The organism is Rhodanobacter sp. FW104-R8, from assembly GCF_001617365.1.
In the GTDB taxonomy this organism is placed as follows: Bacteria; Pseudomonadota; Gammaproteobacteria; order Xanthomonadales; family Rhodanobacteraceae; genus Rhodanobacter.
Genome location: NZ_LVJR01000014.1, coordinates 56,988 through 79,674, shown reverse-complemented (window position 1 = coordinate 79,674; position 22,687 = coordinate 56,988). Strand labels below are relative to the sequence as shown.

Genomic DNA, 22,687 nt, shown 5'->3' with positions numbered 1-22,687 from the left:
AGGCCATGGCCATGGCCGTTGCCGGCGGCGGGCGGAGTGGCGGGCAGCGGGTTGCCGATCTCGATGCGGATGCCCTTGCCGGCGCGCTCGCCGCGCAGGGTCACCTCGCCGCCCTCGCGCAGCGGCTGGATGCCGTGGCGCACCGCGTTCTCCACCAGCGGCTGCAGCAGCAGGCGCGGCAGCGGGAAGTCCCCGGGCAGGTCGTCCAGCTCGCGCCGCACGCGCAGGCGCGCGCCCAGGCGCAGCTGCTCGATCGCCAGGTAGCGTTCGACCAGGGCCAGCTCCTCGCCCAGCGTGCCGTCGGCGCTGTCGTGCTGGCCCAGCGCGGCGCGGAACAGTTCGGAGAGGTCTTCCACCGTGCGCTCGGCGGCGTCGGGATCGACCCGGACCAGCGCGGCCACGGTATTCATGCTGTTGAACAGGAAGTGCGGGCGGATGCGCGCCTGCAGCGCCTCGACCTGCGCGCGGCTCACCGCGGCCAGCCGCGCCTGCCACTGCGCCAGCACGTAGAAGTAGCGCAGCATCGCGGCGCCGAGCAGGGCGGCGATCGCCACGTTGTCGCGCACGAACACGGGCAGGCTGCCGCGCACCAGGTGCATCTGCAGCGCGCCGTCGAACCAGTGCGCCACGATGCTGGCGAGCAGCACCAGCAGCAGGATCAGCAGCCATGCGCCCACATACGGCAGGTGCCCCGGCAGGCGCTGCAGCCACGGCCGCAGCGTGCACAGCGTCACCGCCACCACCATGCCCAGCAGGGTCGCGAACAGCATGCCGACGCTGTAGGCGGACCAGTCGCGCGGATCGTCGCGCGCCAGCCACATCACGGTCACCGTCAGCGCGCCCACCACCAGCAGCGCGAACAGCGCGGGCAGCCGGCAGAAGTCCGGCAGCGGGCTTTGCTCGGCGTGGCCGCGCGGGCCGGGAGAGGGCGTGGATTCGCGCATGCGGGCAAGTATGCCGCAGCGTGGCCGCGCTTACGCCAGCCGCCGGCCCAGCCAGGCACGCAGGTCGCCGATTTCCTCGGCGCAGACCGCGTGGGCCATCGGGTAGGTGTGCCAGTCCACGCTGTAGCCCAGCGCCTGCAGCGCGTTGCGCGAGTCGATGCCACGCTGCAGCACCACCACCGGGTCGGCCGTGCCGTGGCCCTGGAAGATCGGCGTGGCCGCGTTCGCGATGCTGCGTTCGGCGGCGAGCGTGGCGGAGATCGGCAGGTAGGTGGACAGCGCGATGATGCCGGCCAGTGGCTGCGCATGGCCCAGGCCCGCGGCCAGCGCGATCGCGCCGCCCTGCGAGAAGCCGGCCAGGAAGATCCGCCCGCTCGGTATGCCGCGCGCGTTCTCGCGGGCGATCAGCGCCTCGACCGCGGCGATCGAGGCGCGGATGCCGGCCTCGTCCTGGCGCGCGCGCGCATCGAAACCGATGATGTCGTACCACGCGCGCATCGACATGCCGTTGTTGATCGTCACCGGCCGCACCGGTGCATGCGGGAACACGAAGCGCAGCGCCGGCCACGCCGGATCCACCAGCTCCGGCACGATCGGCGCGAAGTCGTGGCCGTCGGCGCCGAGGCCGTGCAGCCAGATCACGCTGTGGGTCGGGTCGGCAGCAGTTTCGTGTTCGACGGTGGGCAGGGTCATGCGGTGCTCGGCAAGGTCAGGGGGCATTGGTGATCGTGGCGACGGCGCTGGGATGCAGCGGGCTATCCAGCGCAACCTCCTGCTCCGACGGCAACGGAATGGCGGACTGGGCCGTCCTTGCGTCCGCTGCCGCGGCATCCATGCGCGCGGCGTCGCGCAGGATCCGGGCTTGCTGCTCGGTGTACGACTGACCCTGGACAGTAAAGACAAACGGTATGCGCAGCCGTGTTGTCACGGGCCGGCCATCGACCTGCTCCGGGATGGCATGCCACTGCTTGGCGGCCGCCAGTACGGCAAGCTTGAACGACGGCAGCGAGGGCCAATCCGCGAACTTGTTGCTCACCCTCATATCGGTCAAATGACCGTCCGGCTGCACGGTGGCATCGAGAATGACGAACGCCGCCAGGCGCCTGCGGATCGCGTCCGTAGGGTATATCGGCGGTGCCCGGTTATCGAGGCGGGGACCGTTGCCCATGTAACTGATGCGCAGATCGTATTGACCGCTCGCGTTCGGCGATGCCTGCAGCCGGGTACGGATGAACGTGTGCGCCGGCACAGGCTGGCCGTTGATCGTCGCTGGCGTGAATTGCCACTGCTTTATCGAGGTGGCCAACAGTGCGGCGATCGATGCGGGTACGTCCGGATCGACTTGGACCGCGGTGATGTGCCCTCGGGCGTCCACGTCGGCGCCAATCTCGTAAATCTGCGCGCGTTCCTCGGCGGCCTGCGCCGTCAAGGAACCGGCGAGCAGGAGTATGACCACACCAAGCAGAACTCTTTTCATGGCGATTCTCCCCTGGTGAGCGCCTGCGCTCCCTCGCCGCGCGAGCGGGGAGCATGCCGTATGCGCGACGCGGGGGACAGTGCCGTCAGTGCGCCACATCCAGCCCCAGCTCATGCGCGAAGAAGGCCAGCCCGATCGCGGTGTCGCCGACGCGCTGGCTGAACGGGGCGCCGACGCCGTGGCCGGCGTTCATGCGGGTCAGCAGCAGGATCGGCTGCTGCGAGTTGCTGGCGTCCTGCAGCGCGGCGGCGAACTTGCGCGATTGCCACGGCGCCACGCGCGGGTCGTTGGCGCCGGTGGTGAGCAGCACCGCCGGGTAGGCCGTGTTCGCCTGCACGTGCTGCAGCGGCGAGTAGGCCAGGGTGGCCTTGAACTGCGCCGGATCCTTGATGCTGCCGTATTCGGGGATGTTGTACGGGCCGTTGGCGAACACGGTCTCGTGGCGCAGCATGTCGTAGATGCCCACCCGCGCCACCACGGCGCGGTAGTCGGCCGGATGCTGCACGACCTGCGCGCCCATCAGCAGGCCGCCGTTGCTGCCGCCCAGGATGCCCAGGTGCGCGCGGTCGGTCCAGCGTGCGTCGACCAGCGCCAGCGCGGCGGCGTGGAAGTCGTCGAACACGTTCTGCTTGTCGAGCCGCTGCCCCTGCGCATGCCAGGCCTGGCCGTTCTCGTTGCCGCCGCGGATGTTGGCGTAGGCGAGTACGCCGCCGTGTTCCAGCCAGGCCAGGTTGGGGCCGATGAAGCCGGGCTTTACCGGCAGGTCGAAGCCGCCGTAGCTGTACAGGATGGTGGGGCGCGCGCCGTTCGGGGTGACGCCCGGCAGCGACAGCACGGTCACCGGAATCGTCGTGCCGTCTTTCGAGGTGCCGTCGATGCGCTGCACGACGACGCGGGAATAGTCCGCCGCCGGCTTCACCTCGAACACGGTCTTCAGCGTGCCGTTCTTGCCGTCGTACTCGGCCCAGCGCGCGGGCACGGTCCAGCCGCTGTAGCCGATCAGCGCCTTGTCCTGGCCGGATTCGGAGGCGATCTCGCCGATGCCGGTGCCGTGCGCGGGCAGCGGCACGCGGCGCACGAAGGCTGCATCGGCGCGGTACTGCTCGATCCACCAGTCCGGCCCCCAGCTGCGCACCACCAGGAAGCCGTCGCCGAGCGGGGCGATGCGCTGGATCGCGCCCTCGCGCTCGGCCAGCACCGGCACGGCCTTGCCGTCCTTGCCGATGGCCACGATCCGGCCGCGCGGGGCGCCCCGGAACGAGGCCGCGTAGAGGCGTCCGGACACCCAGGCGGCCGCGCGCACGTTCGCGCTGCGGTCGAGCACGCGCTGGAAGGTGTCGCCGTGCTGCAGATACACCTCGGCCGGGCCGCCGTCGCCGTCGTAGGCGAGTACCGCGGCCTGCGCCTTGCCCGGCGCGTTCACCAGCACGTACTCGGCGGTCGGCGAGTAGCCCCGGCCGAACACCACGCGGTCCGCCGCGGTCGGCTGGCCCAGCGCGTGGTGCACGAGGGTGGCGTGGAACTGTTCCACTTCCTGCCCCGCCGCCGGCGGCGCGAAGCGCACGTAGCTGAAGCCGCGCTCGTCGGCGTCCCAGGCCAGGCCCTGCGGCGTGGTGCCGCCGCCGGCCCAGGGCAGGGTGTCGGGCAGGGTCTTGCCGCTGTGCACGTCGAGCACGTGGATGGTGGTCAGCTCGCTGCCGCCCTCGGCGGTGCCGTAGGCGAGATAGCGCCCGCGCGGCGAGGGCCAGTAGGCGGTGATCGCGGTGCTGCCGTGGCCGGCGTTCGGATCCACCAGGGTTTTCGCCGCACCGCCCGGCCACGCCTGCGCGATCAGCACCGGCTGCGGCTGCGGCGGGGTCTGCTGCAGGTAGAACAGGGTGCCGCCGGCCAGCATCGGGCCGGAGCGCGTGGTCGAGGTGATCGCCAGCTGCTGCACCCGCGCGGTGAGCGCCTTGCCCTGCGGCATCGCCGCCAGCACGGCCTCGGCGTACGCGTTCTGCGCGGCGATCCACTGCCGCACCGCCGGGTCGTCCGGGTTTTCCAGCCAGCGATAGGGGTCGTTCACCGTGACGCCGTGGAACGTGCTGGCGGCGGCATGCTGCGGCGTGGGCGGCGGCAACGGCTGCGGCGTACCGATCAGCGCGACGTTGCGCGGCGGCTTTTCCGGTGCCGTGGGCGGCAACTGGGCGGCGCGGGTGGCGCCGGCGGCGAGCAACGTGGCGGCGAAAACGAAGGCGAGACGCATGGCAGGGGTTCCATGGACAGGAGCGAGGCTTGGCAGAGTAGCGCCCCGGTGCGGCGATCGCAGCCCGCCGGGGGCTGACTTTCGGCACGGTTGCCCCGGTGGCGCCGTCGCGCTCGGCTATGCTGTCCCTTTTGACGGGGGAACATCCATGCGTCGATTGCTGCTTGCCGGCCTTGTCGGCCTCACCGTGTTGCCGGCGGTTGCCGCCGTACCGGCCGTGGCGCCGCTGGACCTGAAAACCGTGATGGCCGATCCCGACTGGATCGGCCAGGCGGTGGAGACGCCGTACTGGAGCGTGGACGGGCGCAGCCTGTACTACGCGCTGAAGCGCGACGGCAGCCCGGTGCACGACCTGTACCGGGTCGACCCGGCCAGCGGGCAGGGCGTGAAGCTGGACCCGGCCGCGATGGCCCAGGCCGACGGCCCGGCGGTATTCGATCGCGCGCACCGGCACGCCGCGTTCATCCTGCACGGTGACGTGTTCGTGGTCGACCTGGCCAGCGGCCGCCGCCAGCAGGTGACGCGCACGCCGCAGATGGAGTCCGCGCCGCGGTTCTCCGCCGACGGCCGCGCGCTGCAGTACCGCGACGGCAACGACTGGTACAGCTACGACCTGGCCAGCGGCGTCGCGGCGCCCGCGGCGATACTGAAATTCGCCGACGATCCGCAGGCGAAGCAGCCCGACGCGTTCGGCCGGCGGCAGCTGGAGCTGTTCAGGACGCTGCGCGAGGTCAAGGCCGACAAGCAGGCCGTGCGCGACGAGGACAAGGCGCTGGATGCGGCCGACCCGGGCCGTGCGCCGCAGCCGTTCTGGCTGGGCGACAAGTCCCGCGCGGTGGATACCGAACTGTCGCCGGACGGCCGCTGGATGCTGGTGGTCACCGTCCCGAAGGACCATGCCAAGGGCGAGGCGCCCAAGGTCAACCACTACGTCACCGAGGGCGGCTATACCGAGCCGAAGGACGCGCGCACCTACGTCGGGCGCAACGATCCGGCGCCGCAGTCGCTGCTGCTGCTGGACCTGCGCGGGCACCAGCAGTACCCGCTGAAGACCGACGGCCTGCCGGGCATCAAGGACGATCCGCTCAAGGCGCTGCGCGCGCAGGCCGTGGCCGCGCTGGAAAAGGCCGGCAAGCAGGACGAGGCGAAGGCGCTGAAGGCGCCCGACGTGCGCCCGGTGCGCATCATCGCCGGCACCGAGGACGGCGGTGGCGGCGGCATCGAGTGGAGCGACGACGGCAGCCAGCTCGCGATCCAGCTGCGCGCGATCGACAACAAGGACCGCTGGATCGCCAGCGTCGATTTCGGCCGCCACGTGCTGGTCGGCCAGCATCGCCTCACCGACGAGGCGTGGGTCAACTGGAACTTCAACGATTTCGGCTGGCTCAGGGACAACCGCACGCTGTGGTACCTGAGCGAGCACAGCGGCTGGTCGCAGCTCTACGTCAAGCCGCTGGACGGCAAGGCGAAGGCGCTGACCTCCGGCCGCTTCGAGGTCAGCCACCCGCTGCTCAGCGACGACGGCCGGTGGTTCTACCTGCGCGCGAACCGGGTGGCGCCGTACAGCTACGACGTCTACCGCGTGCCCACCGCCGGCGGCGAGCTGGCGCGGGTGACGAACTACCAGGGCATGGACGATTTCAGGTTGTCGCCGGACGGCAGCCAGCTGGCCGTGCTGCACTCCTCGCCTTACGTGAAGGCGCAGCTGGCCGTGCAGAGTGCCGCCGGCGGCACGCCGCGCGAGCTCACCAGCACCATGAAACCCGCGTTCACCGCGCACGACTGGATCGCGCCGGCGATCGTCGAGGTGCCGTCCTCGCACGGCGCCGGCAACATCTACGCGAAGTACTACGGCCCGGCGAACGAAGCTGCGGCGCCGAAGCCCGCGGTGATCTTCGTGCATGGCGCGGGCTACCTGCAGAACGTCACGCTGTCGTGGTCGCCCTACTTCCGCGAGCAGATGTTCCACAACCTGCTGGTGCAGCAAGGCTACGTGGTGCTGGACATGGACTACCGCGCCTCGGAAGGCTACGGCCGCGCCTGGCGCACCGCGATCTACCGCCAGATGGGCCATCCGGAACTGGAGGACCTGCTCGACGGCAAGGCGTGGCTGGTGAAAAACCACGGCGTCGATCCGAAGCGCGTGGGCATCTATGGCGGCAGCTACGGCGGCTTCATGACCGAGATGGCGCTGCTGCGCGCACCGGGCGAATTTGCCGCCGGCTCCGCGCAGCGCCCGGTCAGCGACTGGACGCTGTACAGCCACGAATACACCTCGAACATCCTCAACGACCCGCAGCTCGACCCCGAGGCGTACAAGGCCAGTTCGCCGATCGAGTACGCCGACCAGCTGCGCGACCCGCTGCTGATCCAGCACGGCCTGATCGACGACAACGTGCTGGCCGAGGATTCGATCCGCCTCTACCAGCGCTTCATCGAGCTGCACAAGAAGAACTTCTGGATGTCGCTGTACCCGCTGGAGCGGCACGGCTTCGTGCACGCCGATTCGTGGTATGACGAGTACCGCCGCATCGACGAGCTGTTCGACACGTACGTGAAGCCGGTGAGGGATGCGTCGCCCGGCCACTGAAGGCATCGTCGTGGCGTGACGCACGGAAACCACGGGCATTTCGGTGCCCGTGGTTTTTTCATGGTCGCCGCGGGTCGCCGTGGAGGCCGTCGTCGTCGGACAAGATCACGGGATGGTCCGCGTGTCGCCCATGCCATCCAGCCATCCCCGCGGCAGGCCTTGCCCTTGCCGGGAAGGAGTCGCGAGCCGGCCTCCGCCGCTCCACGGCCAGCGTTGCGGCGCCGCGTGCGGGGCGCGGCGCCGCAATCTCCGAAGCGGGCTTCGGAGTCCTTGCCGGGTTACTTGACCACCACGCTGCCGGTCATGGTGGGGTGGAACTTGCAGAAGAACGCGAGCGTGCCGGCGGTGGCGGTGATGTGCGCGCTGGCACCCGGCTTCAGGTCGACGTCGAAACGGCCGTCGCGGGCGGTGGCGCTGTGTTCGAGGATGTCGTGATTGGCCCACTCGATGATGTCGCCGGCGCGCACGCCGGTCGGCATCGGGCCGTACGCCATCTTGTCGACCAGGATCACGTGCACGCGCCGGCCTGGTGCCGTCGCCGCGGTGTCGGCGGCGACGGCCGGCATGAAGCCGCCGGCGAATGCCAGCACGGCGACAAGCAGGATCATCGTGCGAAGCATGGCGCCCTCCTTACTTCAGGCTCTGGGCGAGATGCTCGGCGTGCATTTCGTGCGAATGGAACAGCTTGGAGCCGGTCTCGAGCAGCGACTTCAGTTCCGCGTTCTGCGTGGACGGGATCAGCGTGCCGTCGAGTGCGGTCAGCACGGCCTTGTGGAACGCCACTTCGTTGTCGGCGTAGGCCTTGTCGTAGGCGGCACCGCTCAGCGCAGCGAGCTTCTTCTGTTCAGCGGCGGCGCCCTTGGCCAGCGACTGGCTGGTGGCGTTGTCGGCCGGGGTGACGCCCAGTTTCTTGGCCAGCGCCAAAGCCTGGTCGTTCACGGCCGCGTGGTCGCGCGCCATTTCCTCGGCGAACGCGCGCACGTCGGCGCTGTGGGATTTCTGCAGCGCCTGCTTGGCCGCGGTGACGTCGATCACGCCGGCGGTGTAGGCGATGTGCGCGATCTGCGCATCGTTGATGGCCGGCGCCGGGGTGGCGGCGTGCACGCCGGCGAGCGAGCCGAGGCCGAGCGTGAGGGCGAGGGCGAGCAGGGACTTGTTCATGAGCGGTGTCTCCTTGGGATGGATGAGGGCCGGACGATGCCCGCCGGTGCCCATGAGATGCAGCAGCGGCGCACAGGTTCCGGCTGATGCGCGGGAACCTCATTCGCCGCGTGCGCATCCGATCGGCTGTCACCCCCACGAAGGCACCCGCATGCTCGTTACCGACCAGGCCCTCGCCCCGATGGCGGCGTCGCCGTCGCCTGCCGAAACACCGCAGCCCACGCGCGCCGAAGCGGAAGCCGCCGTGCGCACGCTGATCCGCTGGGCCGGCGACGACCCCCTGCGCGAAGGCCTGCTGGCCACGCCGGCGCGGGTGGTGTGCGCCTACGAGGAATGGTTCGCCGGCTACCGGCAGGACCCGGCCGGCCTGCTCAGCCGCACCTTCGGGGAGGTCGGCGGTTACGACGAGCCGGTGCTGCTGCGCGACATTCCGTTGCAGTCCACCTGCGAGCACCACATGGCGGCGATCCGTGGCGTGGTGCACATCGCCTACCTGCCGCGGCGGCGGGTGGTGGGCATTTCCAAGCTGGCGCGGCTGGTCGAGGCACTCGGCCGGCGCCTGCAGATCCAGGAGCGGCTGACCGCGGAGATCGCCGACACACTGGCCCGCGCGCTGCAGCCGCGCGGCGTGGCGGTGATCGTGCAGGCCAGCCACGAATGCCTGTCCTCGCGCGGGGTGCGCCTGCACGGCGTGTCGATGCGGACCCGGCGCCTGCTCGGCGAGTTCGCCGAGGAACCGTGGCGGCGCGAGATCCTGGCCATGCTGGCCGGCTGAACGGGAACCTCGGGCCACCCCGGCGCATCGGATCGGGTGTACAAGGAGAAAGCCATGTCAGCCCATGCCCATGTTGCCTCCGTCGATTACGCCGCGCTGGACGACCACGCGCTGGTGGCGCAGGTCCGCGACGGCCACCGCGAGGCGTTCCGCCACATCATGCAGCGCTGCAACCAGCGGCTGTTCCGCGTCGCGCGCGCCGTGATCGGCGAGGATTCGGAAGCGGAAGACGTGCTGCAGGAATCGTATATGCGTGCCTATCACAAGCTGGATTCGTTCCGCGGCGACTCGACCCTGCTGACCTGGCTCACCAGCATCGTGCTGAACGAGGCGCGCGGCCGCCTGCGCAAGCGCCACACCATGGTCGGCCTGGAGCAGATCGACGCCGCGCCGGACGATAGCCACCAGATCATCCAGTTCCCCTCGAAATTCGGCAGCGAGGACCCGGCGGTGTCGGCGGCGCGCACGCAGATCCGCCACCTGCTCGAACATGCCATCGACGAGCTGCCGGAATCGTTCCGCACCGTCTACATGATGCGCGAGGTGGAGGAGTGCTCGGTGGAGGAGACCGCCAGCCTGCTGGCGATCAAGCCGGAAACCGTGAAGACCCGCCTGTACCGCGCGCGCCGGCTGCTGCGCGCGTCGTTGCAGGGCACCCTGGCCGGGACCATGGGCGAGGCGTTCCCGTTCATGGGCCAGCGCTGCGCCCGTGTCGCCGGCGCGGTGATGGCAAGGCTGGAGGCCGAGTCCGCGTAGCCGGCGCCGGATTCAGGCGGCCCGGCGCAGCGCCGCCGCCTCGCGCGCCAGCCGCTCGATGCCGGCCCAGTCGCCGGCGGCGAGCTTGTCGGCGGGAGTGAGCCAGGAGCCGCCCACGCACAGCACGTTGGGCAGGGCGAGGAAATCCGGCGCGCTGGCCAGGCCGATGCCGCCGGTGGGGCAGAAGCGGATCTGCGGCAGCGGGCTGGCCCAGGCGCCGAGCAGCTTGTGGCCGCCGGCCGGCACCGCCGGGAAGAACTTCAGGTGGCGGTAGCCGCGCTCGAGCAGGGCCATCGCCTCGCTGGCGGTGGCCACGCCAGGCAGCAGCGGCAGTTCGCTGTCGTCGGCGGCGTCGAGCAGGCGCGGCGAGGTGCCGGGCGATACCGCGAAGCGGGCGCCGGCCTGCCGCGCGGCCTCGAGGTCGCGCGCGCCAAGCGCGGTGCCGCAGCCGACCACCGCGCCTTCCACCTCGGCGGCGATCGCGCGGATCGCCTCCAGTGCCGCCGGCGTGCGCAGGGTGACCTCGATCGTCGGGATGCCGCCGGCGACCAGCGCACGCGCCATCGGCACCGCGGCCTTCGCGTCATCGATGATCACCACCGGGATCACCGGCGCCAGCCGCATGAGGGTTTCGACTTGCTGCTGCTTTTGTTCGATGGGGCTCACGTCTGGCTCCTGGGGTTTGGCCTCTCCCCCTGCAGCGCAGGGGAAGGTTGGGAGGGGGTTGCTCAGGCTGGCGTGGAGGTGAAGATCAAGAGCGACCCCACCCCGACCCTCCCCTGCGGAGCAGGGGAGGGGGAAAAGCTACAGCACGCCCGCACCGAGGTCGGCGTTGGCGGCGGCCTGGCGGAACAGGCCGAACAGTTCGCGGCCCATGCCGCTGTGCTCGCCGGACAGGTCGGCGACGTGCGGCAGGCGGGCATCCAGTTCGTGCGCTTCCATCAGGACGTCCAGACGTCCGTTCGCCGCGTCCAGGCGAATCATGTCGCCGTCGCGGATCTTGGCGATGTTGCCGCCGGCCACCGCTTCGGGGGTGACGTGGATCGCCGCCGGCACGCGGCCGGAGGCGCCGGACATGCGGCCGTCGGTGAGCAGGGCGATGCGGTGGCCGCGATCCTGCAGCAGCGCCAGCGTGGGGGTGAGCTTGTGCAGCTCGGGCATGCCGTTCGCGCGCGGGCCCTGGAAGCGCACCACCGCCACGAAATCGCAGTTCAGTTCGCCGCGCTTGAACGCGCCGGCCACCTCGTCCTGGTCGTTGAACACGATCGCCGGCGCCTCGATCAGCAGGCGGTCGTCCGGCACCGAGGAGACCTTGATCACCGCGCGGCCGAGGTTGCCCTCGAGCATGCGCAGGCCGCCGTCGGCGCGGAACGGTTCGTCGACGCCGCGCAGCACGCCGCGGTTGCCGCTCTGCTTGCCCACCGGCACCCATGCGATCGCGCCGGCCTCGTCCAGCTGCGGCACGCGCGCATAGCCGTCCAGGCCGGTGCCGAAGATGGTTTTCACGTCGGCATGCAGCAGGCCGGCGCCGAGCAGCTGGTCGATCAGGAACGCCATGCCGCCGGCCTCGTGGAACTGGTTTACGTCGGCATAGCCGTTCGGATAGACCCGCGCCAGCAGCGGGATCACGCCGGACAGCGCATCGAAATCGTCCCAGCGCAGCTGGATGCCGGCGGCGTGCGCGATCGCCACCAGGTGCAGCAGGTGGTTGGTGGAGCCGCCGGTGGCATGCAGGCCGATCACGCCGTTGATGATCGCGCGCTCGTCGATGATGTGGCCCAGCGGCAGGTAATGGCTGCCCAGCGCACTGAGCCCGGCGACCCGGTGCACCACCTCGGCGGTGAGCGCGTCGCGCAGCGGCGTGTCCGGCGCGGTGAAGCTGGCGCCGGGCAGGTGCAGGCCCATGATCTCCATCAGCATCTGGTTGGAGTTGGCGGTGCCGTAGAAGGTGCAGGTGCCGGGCGCGTGGTACGAGGCCGCTTCCGCTTCCAGCAGCTCGGCCTTGCTCGCCTTGCCGTCGGCGAAGGCCTGGCGCACCTTCGACTTCTGCTCGTTCGGGATGCCGCTGGGCATCGGCCCCGACGGCACGAACGCGCCGGCCAGGTGGCCGAAGCTCAGGGCGCCGATCAGCAGGCCCGGCACGATCTTGTCGCAGATGCCGAGGAACAGCGCGCCGTCGAACATGTCGTGCGACAGCGCCACCGCGGTGGCCAGCGCCACCACGTCGCGCGAGAACAGCGACAGCTGCATGCCGGGGCGGCCCTGGGTGATGCCGTCGCACATCGCCGGCACGCCGCCGGCGACCTGCGCGGTGACGCCGGCGTCGCGGGCGATCCGGCGGATCAGCGCGGGATAGCGCTCGTACGGCTGGTGCGCCGAGAGCATGTCGTTGTAGGCGGTGACGATGGCGAGGTTGGCGTGGTGGCCGCTGCGCAGCGCGGCCTTGTCCTCCGTGCCGCAGGCGGCGAAACCGTGCGCGAGGTTGCCGCAGGACAGGTGCCCGCGCTGCGGCCCGCTGCGGTCCACCGCGTCGATCCGCTGGAGGTAGGCCGCGCGCGTCTCGCGGCTGCGCTCGCGCAGGCGTTCGGTGACTTCGGCGACGATCGGATGCAACGTGCTCATGATTCATTCCGGGTGTGTAGGAGCGCACCTTGTGCGCGATCAGAGTTGCGGCGCCGCTGCTTCGCTGGCTTTTCGCGCACAGGGTGCGCTCCTACAGCGACGCTGGTTGTGGTGGTCAAGGACACCAGTACACCGCCACCGGCACGCGTTGCTGGGTCAGTACCGCGCGCACCGGATAGTGCTGCGCGGCGCCCAGGCCGAGCCGCGCGTCGGCGAGCAAGTCGCGTTTCTTCTCGCCGGCCACCAGCAGGTACAGCGCGCGCGTTTCCAGCAGCGTCGGCAGGGTCAAGGTGATGCGCGGCTCGCCCGCACCGGGCGCATGCATCGGCAGCACGCGGGCCTGGCCGTCCGGGTCCAGCGCCTCGGCGAGGCGGTCGCCGCCGGGGAAGAACGAGGCGGTGTGGCCGTCGTCGCCCATGCCCAGCACCACCGCGTCGAACGGCAGCGGCAGCGCGCCGATGCGTGCGTCGGCGGTGGCCAGCCCGGCCTCGGGGGTGGCGTCGCCGGTATACAGCGGCACGAAGGACGCCACGGCGGCGGCGTGCTGCAGCAGCCGCGATTTCACCAGCCGCGCGTTCGAGCGCTCGTCGGTGTCCGCCACCCAGCGTTCGTCGACCAGGGTCACCTGCACCCGGGCCCAGTCGAGTTTCTCGTGCGAGAGGCGGTCGAAGAAATCCTTTGGCGTGCTGCCGCCGGAGACGGCCAGCACGGCGTGGCCGCGTTCGGCCAAGCCGCTGCGCAGACGTTCGGCGACGCGCTCGGCCAGCGCCGTGGCCTGCGCGCGGCAATCGGTGAAGCTGTGCGTGGTGACGTTCAAGGGGGGATGCATGGTGGTGATGGCGCGCCGGTCGGTCGAGGGGCCGGCGCAGCTCTGGTGGCCAGGGGAAGTTCAGTCTGCCGCAGGCCGCTGCAGCGGCAGGTGAACCGGGTCATTCGCTGTCTTCGTTCCAGGTGCGGCCGTCGCGCTCGATCAGCGCCACGGCCGCGCTCGGCCCCCAGCTGCCGGCGGTGTACGGCCGCGGCGGTTCGCCGCTGTCGGCCCAGGCGGCGAGGATCGGGCCGGCCCAACGCCATGCCGCCTCGACTTCGTCGCGGCGCATGAACAGGGTGGGGTTGCCGCGCACCACGTCGAGCAGCAGGCGTTCGTACGCATCGGGCTGCTGCACGCCGAACGCCTCGGCGAAGCTCATGTCCAGCGGCACGTGGCGCAGGCGCAGGCCGCCGGGGCCGGGGTGCTTGATGGTCAGCCACAGCTTCACGCCCTCGTCCGGCTGCAGCCGCAGCACCAGCCGGTTCTGCGACAAGGTGCCGGCGTCGGGGTTGAAGATCGAATGCGGCACCGGCTTGAAGGTCACCGCGATCTCCGACACCCGGCTCGGCAACCGCTTGCCGGTGCGCAGGTAGAACGGCACGCCGGCCCAGCGCCAGTTCGCGATCTCCGCCTTCAGCGCCACGAAGGTCTCGGTGTTGGACTTGCTGTTACCCAGTTCTTCCGGGTAGCCGGGCACGCTGGCGCCCTCGGCCACGCCGGCGCGGTACTGGCCGCGCACGGTGAGCTGGGCGGCGTTGCCGTCGTCGATGGGCTTCAGCGAATGCAGCACCTTCAGCTTCTCGTCGCGCACCGCGTCGGGCGCCAGCGAGGACGGCGGCTCCATCGCCACCATGCACAGCAGCTGCAGCATGTGGTTCTGCACCATGTCGCGCAGCGCGCCGGCGCGGTCGTAGTAGGCGCCGCGATGGCCGACGCCCAGCGTCTCGGCCACGGTGATCTGCACGTGGTCGATGTGCGCGGAATTCCACAGCGGCTCGAACAGCGCGTTGCCGAAGCGCAGCACCAGCAGGTTCTGCACCGTCTCCTTGCCGAGGTAGTGGTCGATGCGGAAGGTCTGCGACTCGCTGAACACCTTGCCGACCGCGTCGTTGATCTGGTTCGCGCTGGCCAGGTCGCGGCCGATCGGCTTCTCCAGCACCACGCGCGAGGCGCCCTGGTTGAGCTTGTACTGGCCCAGCCGGGTGCAGATGTCGACGAACAGCTCCGGCGAGGTGGACAGGTAGAAAACCCGTATATGTCCGGGTTGTGCGCCGATGAGCGCGGCGAAGTCGTCCCAGCCCTCGTCCTTGCGCGCGTCCAGCGGGCGGTAGAACACCTGCTGCAGGAACACGTCCAGTTGCGCCGCCGCGCACACGCCGACCAGCGCCTCGCGCAGGTGCGCGCGGTAGCCGGCGTCGTCCAGCGCCTCGCGGGCGATGCCGACGATACGGCTGCTGGCCGGGATCTGGCCGTCGAGGAAGCGGTGGAACAGGGCCGGCAGCAGCTTGCGCACGGCGAGGTCGCCGGTGCCGCCGAAGATCACCAGGTCGAACGGTTCGACCGATTGGGGGGAAGCAGTCACGCAGTCACCTCGACACGATGCCGGATGGCGGGCAGTGGCGGATGGCCGGTCTTGCCCGGGGTCGCTATTGATCGTACCAGTGAAATACCAGACCGGCCACCGTTATGCATACGAATTCATCGAAAGCCTTCGCCCGGCCGTGCGAGTTGCCCCGATGATCGGCCGGTTTTACGTCATTACCGGGCGGCAGGCCGATGCCGGGGGCCGATATCCCCATGGCACGGCCCGGGTTCGGGTGCCGGAGTGCCGGTGGCAGACGATGGGGCTTGCGGTCACTGGTTCTGTATTGGTATGTTCGCCGGATGGAAACCGCCCTGGCCACCGAATACCGCCGCATCTGCCACGATTCGGCCGCGCACCAGCCGCTTGCCTACCTGCGCCTGCGGCAGGCGATCCGCAACATCGTCGAGCACCGCGACATCGAACCGGGCCACGCCCTGCCCAGCGAGCGCGACCTGTCGCAGGCGCTGAAGCTGTCGCGGGTGACCGTGCGCAAGGCGATCGCCGGCCTGGTCGAGGAGGGCCTGCTGACCCAGCGCCACGGCGCCGGCACCTTCATCGCCGAGCGCATCGTCAAGCCGATGTCGCGGCTGACCAGCTTCACCGAGGACCTGCGCGAGCGCGGCCTGTCGCCACGCTCGGAATTCTTCGAACGCGGCATCGGCGAGGTGACGCCGGAGGAATCGATGGCGCTGAACCTGTCGCCCGGTTCGCTGGTGGTGCGGCTGCACCGCGTGCGCTACGGCCAGGACGAGCCGCTGGCGATCGAGCGCAGCGTGGTGCCGGCCAGCGTGCTGCCCGACCCGCACCTGGTGCGCGACTCCCTGTACGAGGCGCTGGAAAAACTCGATGCCCGCCCGCGCCGTGCGCTGCAGCGGCTGCGCGCGGTGTCACTGAACGCGCAGCAGGCGCGGCTGCTCCACGTCGGGGTGGGCAGCGCCGGGCTGAACATCGAGCGGCGCAGCTTCCTCGACGACGGCCGCGTGGTCGAGTTCACCTGTTCCTGGTACCGCGGCGACATCTACGATTTCGTGGCCGAACTGCAGACCGACTGAAGGATCCCGATGGACGCCCGCGACACCCTGATGTACCAGGAAGCGCACGAATCGGCCACGGTGGTCGCGCGCCAGTTCGCCGCCAACGAGGCGGTGGTGAGTGCGCTGGCGCGCGAGCTGCGCGCGCAGCCGCCGCGCTTCATCGTCACCTGCGCGCGCGGCAGCTCGGACCACGCCGCGGCGTACGCGAAGTACGTGTTCGAGACCCAGCTCGGCATCGTCACCGCGTCGGCCTCGCCGTCGGTCACCTCGGTGTACGCGGCCGAGCAGCAGTGGCAGGGCGCGCTGTTCATCGCGATCTCGCAGTCGGGCAAGAGCCCCGACCTGCTGCGCAATGCGCAGGCCGCGAAGGTCGCCGGCGCGCGCGTGCTGGCGCTGGTGAACGTGGAGGATTCGCCGCTGGCGGCGCTGGCCGACACGGTGATCCCGCTGCACGCCGGGCCGGAGCGCAGCGTGGCGGCGACCAAGAGCTACATCGCCGCACTGGCCGCGGTGTTGCACCTGTGCGCCCGCTGGCGCGGCGACGGGGAACTGGGCGCCGCGCTGCGCGCGTTGCCGGATGCGTTGCGCGCCGGTTGGGACGCCGACTGGTCGGCGCTGGTCGACGGCCTGGCCGCTGCGCACAACCTGTTCGTGGTCGGCCGCGGCTACGGCCTCGGCATCGCGCTGGAGGCGGCGCTGAAGTTCAAGGAAACCTGCGGCCTGCACGCCGAGGCGTTCAGCGCGGCCGAGGTGAAGCACGGCCCGATGGCGCTGGTCGGCCCGGATTTCCCGGTGCTGTGTTTCGCCCAGGACGACGACACCCTGGACGGCACGCTGGCGGTGGCGCGCGAATTCCGCGGCCGCGGCGCGCAGGTATTCGTGGCCGCGCCCGGGCTGCAGGGCGCCGGCACCTTGCCGGTGGCCGGCGGCCTGCCCGCACTGTGCACGCCACTGCTGACCATCCAGAGCTTCTACCGCGCCGCCAGCGCCTTGTCGCTGCGCCGCGGCTTCAACCCCGACGTGCCGCCGCATCTCAACAAGGTCACCGAAACGGTCTGATCATGTAGGAGCGCACCCTGTGCGCGATGCTCTTCGTCACGTTGCGCAAAAGCATCGCGCACAGGGTGCGCTCCTACGGTTCATCGCTTCCATGGGTCATCGTCATGCTTCACTCGCTCACCAACGCCCGCGTACTCACCCCTGATGGTTGGCGCAGTGACCTCGCCGTGCTGCTCGACGGCGGGTGCATCGCCGATCTGCTGCCGCCATCCGATCCACGCGTGCGCTCAGCGCCGCAGCACGATCTGCGCGGCGCCATGCTGCTGCCCGGCTTCATCGATGTGCAGGTCAACGGCGGCGGCGGCGTGCTGTTCAACGAGGCCCCCACGGTCGAGGCGCTGCGCCGGATCGGCGCGGCGCACCGGCGCTTCGGCACCACCGGCTTCCTGCCTACGCTGATCAGCGACCGCGTGGAGGTGATGCGTGCGGCGCTGGCCGCGGTGGAGCAGGCACTGGCCGAAGGCGTGCCCGGCGTGCTCGGCATCCACCTGGAGGGTCCGTACCTGGCGCCGGCGCGCAAGGGCGTGCACGACGCGAAATATTTCCACGCGCCGGGCCGCGACGAGCTGGCGCTGCTGTGCGCGCCGCACCGCGGCGTGCGGTTGATCACGCTGGCGCCGGACCAGGTGCCGCTGGCCGGCATCGGCGCGCTGGTGGACGCGGGGCTGATCGTCTGCGCCGGCCACACCGCGGCCGACTACGCCACCACCCGCGCCGCGCTCGATGCCGGCGTGCGCGGCTTCACCCACCTGTTCAACGCGATGACCCCGTTCGGCAGCCGCGAACCGGGCGTGGTCGGCGCCGCGCTGGAGGATGCCGGCAGCTGGTGCGGCATCATCGTCGACGGCCACCACGTGCATCCGGCCAGCCTGCGCGTGGCGATCGCCGCCAAGCCGCGCGGCAGGATGCTGCTGGTCACCGACGCGATGCCGCCGGTCGGCGCGGCCGATCCGAGCTACGTGCTCAACGGCGAGACCATCACCGTGAAGGACGGCATCTGCCAGACCGCGCAAGGCGTGCTGGCCGGCTCCGCGCTGGACATGGCCACCGCGGTGCGCAACGCCGTGCAACTGCTCGGCCTGCCGCTGGACGAGGCGGCACGCATGGCCAGCGCCTATCCCGCCGATTTCCTCGGCCTCGGCGAAAGCCGCGGCCGCATCGCCCCCGGCTATCGGGCCGACCTGGTGGCGCTGGACGACGAATACCGCGTGCAGCGCAGCTGGATCGGCGGCGTGGGCGATGCAGCGCCTTGAGCGCGGAAGCCGGTCGCGGCGTGGCGCGGCCGGCCAGCGCGTTTCGAGGTGGAAGGCCGCTGACCGGAAGCCGAATCGCGCTCCGCCATGGCGTGGAAGTCAGCGTGTTGGCGGCAGGGTGACTGCGGCGGCGTGTTGGAGCAGGACTGCGAACGCAGCGCCTGGAAACGGTTCCGGGCGGCGCACGGTATCCGGCGATCAAGATATCATCGGCAGATGAATTCCCAGGGTATTTCCACCGCAGCGGCCCGTCTTCGCCAGCAGGCGCGGGAATACATCAAGGCCGAACAGTTCGAGGCTGCGCAGACGGCCCTGGAGTCGCTTGTCCGGTTGGTGCCGCACGACACGGTCACCTGCATCGAGCTGTCCGACGTCATGTTCATGCAGGGGCAGGTGCGCGGCTCGACCGGTCCGCTGCTGCAGGCGTTGCAGCGGCTTCCCCGGGATGCCCCGCTACTCATGGAACTGGCGCGGCGCCTGCTGGCACGGGGGGAAGTCCTGGGCGCGCGTGCCTGCCTCGATTTCCTTGCGCAGGCGCCCGAACCGCCACCCGAGTTGCTGATCGCGCAGGCAAACCTGCGCTTTGCCCTCGGTGAAGTGCCGGTGGCGAAGAAGCTGGTGGACAGGGCCATGGCGGCCGGCGTCGATTCACCGGGTGAATATCACCTGCAGGCGATGCTGCTGCAGTTCAGCGGCGACATCGAGCAGGCCTGCAGGGTGCTGGAGAGCTGCCTGCAGCGCTGGCCGCACTTCGGCGATGCAGTGATGACGCTTGCCAACCTGCGCAGGCAGAAGCCGGATGCGAATCTTCTCGGTTTCGTGCAGGAACAACTGCGGCGCCTGCCGGAGGACGGCAAGGATCCCCACGACCAGTTCGTGCGCGCCGAATTCGAATATGCGCGGTTCAAGGTGCTGGACGATCTGGGCCGGCATGAAGATGCGTGGCCGGCGCTGGCACGATGCAATGCGCTCATGCACCAGATCAATCCATACGATGCAGCGGCCGAGACGGCCGTCGTCGACGCGCTCATCGGTGCGTCCGGGGCGATCGGCAAGGCGAGTGCGGGGCCAGCCCCGGTGCCCGAGGGGCCGCTGCCGATCTTCATCGTGGGGATGCCCCGTTCGGGCACCACCTTGCTCGACCGCATGCTGTCGAGTCATTCGGCCGTGGTTTCCGCCGGGGAGATCATCGATTTCTGGCGTCAGCTGCACTGGGTGGCGGATGTTCCGCCGGTGCGCGCGCAAGGGTTGCTGAGGGCGATCCGGCGCAGCCCGGATATCGACTTCGGGGAAGTGGGCGCGCGCTACCTGAGGCAGACGCAATGGCGTGCGCAGGGACGCCGGTTCTATGTCGACAAGCTGCCGGCCAACATACAGATGGTCGCGTTCATCCGTCGGGCCTTGCCGCATGCGCCGATCCTGCACATGGTCCGCGAGCCGATGGATACGTGCTTTTCCAATTTCAAGGCGATGTTCGGCAATATTTCCGCCTACAGCTACGACCTGCAGGCGCTTGCCCACTACTACGGGCAATACGAGCGGCTGGTGCGCCATTGGAGAGCCAGCCTGCCCGGTGCCATGCTCGATGTTTCCTATGCCGCGCTGGTTCGCGATCCGGAAACCACGCTGCGCGAGGTGCTCCGGCATTGCGGCCTGCAGTTCGAGGCGGGCTGCCTGCAACCCGAACGCAATCCCGCGCCGGTGGCCACGCCGAGCAGCGCCCAGGTGCGCGAGTCCATCCATACGCGCGGCGTCGGCCAGTGGCGCCGTTACGCGCAACAGCTGGAGCCCCTGCGGCTGGCTCTGACGACGAGCGCTTCCGCGGCATAGGGTGGCGGTGTGGGCGTGCGTCCGCCCGCTGCCCTTCGTCCGTCGCCACCCGCGAATGCGGGGATGCACGCCGCCGCGGGTTTTCCCTGTTCCAAGAAAAAGCCACCGACCTCGCGGTCGGTGGCTTTTCCTGGCCGGTTTCAGCCGATGTTGCCTATCAGTAGTCGTACTGCACCGACAGACGCACCATGCGCGGCGGCTGCCAGAAGATCCCGTCGCCGTAGCTGTTGTTGATGTACACGGTGTTGACGCCATCGAAGGCCGCTTCGCCGGCTGGGTCGGTCTGCACCGCCTTATGCTGGTTCAACGCGTTGATGACGTCCAGGTTGAAGCCCAGCTTGTGGTCGGCGAACGCCGGCGCGTAATGCAGGCCGAGGTTGACCTGCTCGGTCCACGGGGTGTGGCCGGCCTTGCCCGGCGGGATGCGGACGCCGTGGCACCAGTGGTAGTTGCCGCTGCCGCCGCCGTTGTAGCCGGTCGGGTCGCCGGTACCGGTCGGGCCGTAGTAGCCCAGGCACTCCTTCGGCGTGCCCGACTGCGCCAGCAGCGTGCCGGACACCAGCCATTCCGGGGTGATCTGGTAGGCGCCGCGGAAGCGGATCTGGTGCTTGCGGATGTTGCTCAGCTCGCCGTCCTGGCCGTCCATCAGCTGCCAGGAATCCCAGTCTTCGGTCTTGGAGACGTCGGACTGGCCGAAGTCGGAACGCACCTGGCCCTCGGTGTTGCCGAAGCCGCGGCTGAAGGTGTAGTCCACGCGGCCCATCCACTTGCCGTCGAACGGATGCTCCAGGTACAGGTTCAGTGAGCCGATCTTGCGCTTGACGCCGTTGATGTAGCCCCAGTCCTTCTGGCTCATCGACACGAGGACGCTGCTGCCGCCGCCGTTCTTGTTGATCAGCATGGTGTTGGTCTGGCCCGGGTTGATCAGGCGGCAGTACGACGCACCGTAGAGCGAATCCGAGTAGTCGCCCGGATTCAGGCCCATGCTGGTCATCTTGGTGGCGATCTGGCCCGGCGAGCACTCGTCGTCGATCGCGGTCTTCAGGTCGCGCCACGTCGCCTTGGCGCCGTAGGTCCAGCTGTCGTTGAACTTCTTGTCGAAGCCGAGGATGAACTCATCCACGTATTCCGGCTTCAGGTTGCGCGCGGTGACTTCCTGCGGGTTCTTGGGCAGGCCGAACTCGCCATCCGGCGAGCTGACGCCGCCAATCTGCTTCAGACCGGTCGGGATGCCGTTCGCGTCGATGCCCGTGTAGCTGTACTTGGTGATCTCGTAGGTGGAGATGTTGGCCGCACGCTCGGCCGCGTTGTCGGGCAGCGCGAGGTAGTAGCGGCCCGCATTGCCGTAGACCTTGAACGACGAATCACCCATCACGTCCCAGCTGGCACCGATGCGCGGCTCCCACTGGTTCTTCTCGTCGACGAACGGCTTGCCCTGGTCGTTGTAGTTGGTGAAGTGGTCGTTGCGCACGCCGATGTTCAGCAGCACGTTGGATGCCACCTGCCAGTCGTCCTGCAGGTAGTACGCCTTCTGGGTCATGCGCATGCTGGTGGCCCAGCCGATCTCGCGCTTGCGCACGATGTTGCCGGGGTAGTAGCGCCAGTAGTAGTTGATCGACGGGTTGAACGGGTTGGTCTGGTCCGGGCCCTGGTGGCTGGCCGCATAGGTCATGTTGTCGATGCCGACGGCGAGGTCGTGGTCACCCAGCTTGTAGTCGAAGTCGACGCGCAGGCCATGGGTGTTGTTGCTCGCCTTCGGTGAGGTCCAGCTGGTGTTGGTCTGGGCGTTGACGATGCCGTTTGGCCCCGTACCCGGCGGCAGGAAGGCCGGATTCTGGTTGTAGGGACGGGAAATGAAGGGCAGCGGGCTGGTGTTGGCGTAGACCACCGGATCCTGGAAGTTGGCCTTGCCGTACAGGATGCTCAGCGTGGCCGCATCGGTGATGTAGCTGGTGAAGTGGCCGAGATAGAACTGGGCGTTGTCCTTGGTGACGTCGTTCTTCGTCACGAAGGCGCCGGACTTCAGCGTGTTGTAGTCGAACTTGTAGGTCGACCCTGCGCCGGTGCGGGAATGGTTTTGCAGCGCCGTCAGCTCGAGGATGTTGCTGTCGGTGATGTTCCAGTCCAGCTTGCCGTAGAACTTGGTGTTCTGATCCCGGTTGTACTGGACCTTCTGGGCGGCTGCGCTTTCCACGTTGTTGGACTGCGTCTTGTCGGTCTCTGCCGCCAGGAACATGAACAGCTTGTCCTGGATCAGCGGGCCACCGACGTAGGCCGAGTAGATCGTCTCCCACTGCTTGTTGTCGGCGCGGTACTGGTTCAGCGTGCCCGGCTTCTTCGGGTCTTCCAGCTGGAAATGAGTCAACCCGTCAGGGCTGTTGGGGTTGGCGATCGACGCGGGGATGGTCGGATTGCCATAACGGTTGTTGACCGGGGTTCCTTCGAGGAAGCGCGGCTGCCAGACCACCTGGGCGCCGAAGTGCCATTCGTTGGTGCCGCGCTTGCCGATCTGGTTGATCACGCCGCCGTCGGAACGGCCGTACTT

The 22,687-nt window shown here is 69.5% G+C and carries 18 protein-coding genes; 7 read left to right on the top strand and 11 right to left on the bottom strand.

The window, feature by feature from the left end; translation table 11 throughout:
- The 4 genes from RHOFW104R8_RS03445 to RHOFW104R8_RS03430 all read right to left on the bottom strand — a co-directional run.
- Positions 1-944 (bottom strand): sensor histidine kinase (locus RHOFW104R8_RS03445; RefSeq protein WP_068205424.1); only part of this gene is annotated, 944 nt, incomplete at its 3' end.
- Positions 945-974: 30 nt separating this feature from the next.
- Positions 975-1,637: an alpha/beta hydrolase gene (locus RHOFW104R8_RS03440; protein ID WP_068094075.1), complete on the bottom strand. Its 663-nt coding sequence runs from the start codon at positions 1,635-1,637 to the stop codon at positions 975-977.
- Positions 1,638-1,653: 16 nt separating this feature from the next.
- Positions 1,654-2,421 carry an energy transducer TonB gene (locus tag RHOFW104R8_RS03435; protein ID WP_068094082.1) on the bottom strand — a complete coding sequence of 256 codons (768 nt, stop codon included), beginning with the start codon at positions 2,419-2,421 and terminating at the stop codon, positions 1,654-1,656.
- An 85-nt stretch (positions 2,422-2,506) separates the two neighbouring features.
- The gene (locus RHOFW104R8_RS03430) at positions 2,507-4,666 is read right to left on the bottom strand and encodes a prolyl oligopeptidase family protein (RefSeq protein ID WP_068094084.1); all 2,160 of its coding nucleotides are present in this window, start codon (positions 4,664-4,666) and stop codon (positions 2,507-2,509) included.
- Between the two features lie 148 nt (positions 4,667-4,814).
- Between RHOFW104R8_RS03430 and RHOFW104R8_RS03425 the strand changes: the two genes are divergently transcribed.
- Positions 4,815-7,256 (top strand): prolyl oligopeptidase family serine peptidase, encoded by a 2,442-nt coding sequence (locus RHOFW104R8_RS03425; protein WP_068094088.1) that lies wholly within the window; start codon positions 4,815-4,817, stop codon positions 7,254-7,256.
- Positions 7,257-7,534: 278 nt separating this feature from the next.
- On the opposite strand, the gene RHOFW104R8_RS03420 is transcribed toward RHOFW104R8_RS03425, so the two are convergent.
- Together RHOFW104R8_RS03420 and RHOFW104R8_RS03415 are read right to left on the bottom strand one after the other, a co-directional pair.
- Complete coding sequence (locus RHOFW104R8_RS03420; RefSeq protein WP_068094091.1) at positions 7,535-7,876, bottom strand: cupredoxin domain-containing protein; 342 nt, start codon at positions 7,874-7,876, stop codon at positions 7,535-7,537.
- Positions 7,877-7,886: 10 nt separating this feature from the next.
- Entirely contained in the window at positions 7,887-8,417 is a 531-nt protein-coding gene (locus RHOFW104R8_RS03415) for a DUF4142 domain-containing protein (protein WP_068094093.1), read from the bottom strand.
- Positions 8,418-8,568: 151 nt separating this feature from the next.
- Between RHOFW104R8_RS03415 and folE the strand changes: the two genes are divergently transcribed.
- A complete protein-coding gene (folE, locus tag RHOFW104R8_RS03410) occupies positions 8,569-9,192 on the top strand; it encodes a GTP cyclohydrolase I (protein WP_068094095.1) in 624 nt (207 codons plus the stop codon).
- 54 nt (positions 9,193-9,246) lie between these two features.
- Complete coding sequence (locus tag RHOFW104R8_RS03405; RefSeq protein WP_068094098.1) at positions 9,247-9,948, top strand: RNA polymerase sigma factor; 702 nt, start codon at positions 9,247-9,249, stop codon at positions 9,946-9,948.
- 12 nt (positions 9,949-9,960) lie between these two features.
- Here RHOFW104R8_RS03405 and eda read toward each other — a convergent pair whose 3' ends face one another.
- From eda to zwf, 4 genes are all read right to left on the bottom strand, one after another.
- Complete coding sequence (eda, locus tag RHOFW104R8_RS03400; RefSeq protein ID WP_068094101.1) at positions 9,961-10,614, bottom strand: bifunctional 4-hydroxy-2-oxoglutarate aldolase/2-dehydro-3-deoxy-phosphogluconate aldolase; 654 nt, start codon at positions 10,612-10,614, stop codon at positions 9,961-9,963.
- 138 nt (positions 10,615-10,752) lie between these two features.
- Positions 10,753-12,570: a phosphogluconate dehydratase gene (edd, locus tag RHOFW104R8_RS03395; protein ID WP_068094104.1), complete on the bottom strand. Its 1,818-nt coding sequence runs from the start codon at positions 12,568-12,570 to the stop codon at positions 10,753-10,755.
- A 115-nt stretch (positions 12,571-12,685) separates the two neighbouring features.
- Positions 12,686-13,399, bottom strand: coding sequence for a 6-phosphogluconolactonase (gene pgl, locus RHOFW104R8_RS03390; RefSeq protein ID WP_068094108.1), 714 nt, complete (start codon positions 13,397-13,399; stop codon positions 12,686-12,688).
- A gap of 100 nt (positions 13,400-13,499) precedes the next feature.
- On the bottom strand, positions 13,500-14,963 hold the full coding sequence (zwf, locus tag RHOFW104R8_RS03385; RefSeq protein WP_068094110.1) for a glucose-6-phosphate dehydrogenase: 1,464 nt from the start codon (positions 14,961-14,963) through the stop codon (positions 13,500-13,502).
- Between the two features lie 302 nt (positions 14,964-15,265).
- On the opposite strand from zwf, the gene RHOFW104R8_RS03380 reads away from it, so the two are divergent.
- From RHOFW104R8_RS03380 to RHOFW104R8_RS03365, 4 genes are all read left to right on the top strand, one after another.
- The gene (locus tag RHOFW104R8_RS03380; protein ID WP_068094112.1) at positions 15,266-16,018 is read left to right on the top strand and encodes a GntR family transcriptional regulator; all 753 of its coding nucleotides are present in this window, start codon (positions 15,266-15,268) and stop codon (positions 16,016-16,018) included.
- Positions 16,019-16,027: 9 nt separating this feature from the next.
- Positions 16,028-17,059, top strand: coding sequence for an SIS domain-containing protein (locus tag RHOFW104R8_RS03375; protein WP_068094114.1), 1,032 nt, complete (start codon positions 16,028-16,030; stop codon positions 17,057-17,059).
- A 104-nt stretch (positions 17,060-17,163) separates the two neighbouring features.
- Positions 17,164-18,312, top strand: a complete 1,149-nt coding sequence (nagA, locus tag RHOFW104R8_RS03370) for an N-acetylglucosamine-6-phosphate deacetylase (protein ID WP_068094563.1) — start codon at positions 17,164-17,166, stop codon at positions 18,310-18,312.
- A 216-nt stretch (positions 18,313-18,528) separates the two neighbouring features.
- Positions 18,529-20,142 (top strand): sulfotransferase, encoded by a 1,614-nt coding sequence (locus RHOFW104R8_RS03365; RefSeq protein ID WP_068094116.1) that lies wholly within the window; start codon positions 18,529-18,531, stop codon positions 20,140-20,142.
- Positions 20,143-20,299: 157 nt separating this feature from the next.
- Here RHOFW104R8_RS03365 and RHOFW104R8_RS03360 read toward each other — a convergent pair whose 3' ends face one another.
- Complete coding sequence (locus tag RHOFW104R8_RS03360) at positions 20,300-22,663, bottom strand: TonB-dependent receptor (RefSeq protein WP_343123771.1); 2,364 nt, start codon at positions 22,661-22,663, stop codon at positions 20,300-20,302.
- Between the last annotated feature and the right edge of the window lie 24 nt (positions 22,664-22,687).

Excerpts from the sequence above, each read along its gene's own strand:
- RHOFW104R8_RS03440 (WP_068094075.1), bottom strand. The coding sequence starts at position 1,637 with ATGACCCTGCCCACCGTCGAACACGAAACTGCTGCCGACCCGACCCAC.
- RHOFW104R8_RS03435 (WP_068094082.1), bottom strand. The coding sequence starts at position 2,421 with ATGAAAAGAGTTCTGCTTGGTGTGGTCATACTCCTGCTCGCCGGTTCC.
- RHOFW104R8_RS03430 (WP_068094084.1), bottom strand. The coding sequence starts at position 4,666 with ATGCGTCTCGCCTTCGTTTTCGCCGCCACGTTGCTCGCCGCCGGCGCC.
- RHOFW104R8_RS03425 (WP_068094088.1), top strand. The coding sequence starts at position 4,815 with ATGCGTCGATTGCTGCTTGCCGGCCTTGTCGGCCTCACCGTGTTGCCG.
- RHOFW104R8_RS03420 (WP_068094091.1), bottom strand. The coding sequence starts at position 7,876 with ATGCTTCGCACGATGATCCTGCTTGTCGCCGTGCTGGCATTCGCCGGC.
- RHOFW104R8_RS03415 (WP_068094093.1), bottom strand. The coding sequence starts at position 8,417 with ATGAACAAGTCCCTGCTCGCCCTCGCCCTCACGCTCGGCCTCGGCTCG.
- folE (WP_068094095.1), top strand. The coding sequence starts at position 8,569 with ATGCTCGTTACCGACCAGGCCCTCGCCCCGATGGCGGCGTCGCCGTCG.
- RHOFW104R8_RS03405 (WP_068094098.1), top strand. The coding sequence starts at position 9,247 with ATGTCAGCCCATGCCCATGTTGCCTCCGTCGATTACGCCGCGCTGGAC.
- edd (WP_068094104.1), bottom strand. The coding sequence starts at position 12,570 with ATGAGCACGTTGCATCCGATCGTCGCCGAAGTCACCGAACGCCTGCGC.
- pgl (WP_068094108.1), bottom strand. The coding sequence starts at position 13,399 with ATGCATCCCCCCTTGAACGTCACCACGCACAGCTTCACCGATTGCCGC.
- RHOFW104R8_RS03380 (WP_068094112.1), top strand. The coding sequence starts at position 15,266 with ATGGAAACCGCCCTGGCCACCGAATACCGCCGCATCTGCCACGATTCG.
- RHOFW104R8_RS03375 (WP_068094114.1), top strand. The coding sequence starts at position 16,028 with ATGGACGCCCGCGACACCCTGATGTACCAGGAAGCGCACGAATCGGCC.
- nagA (WP_068094563.1), top strand. The coding sequence starts at position 17,164 with ATGCTTCACTCGCTCACCAACGCCCGCGTACTCACCCCTGATGGTTGG.
- RHOFW104R8_RS03365 (WP_068094116.1), top strand. The coding sequence starts at position 18,529 with ATGAATTCCCAGGGTATTTCCACCGCAGCGGCCCGTCTTCGCCAGCAG.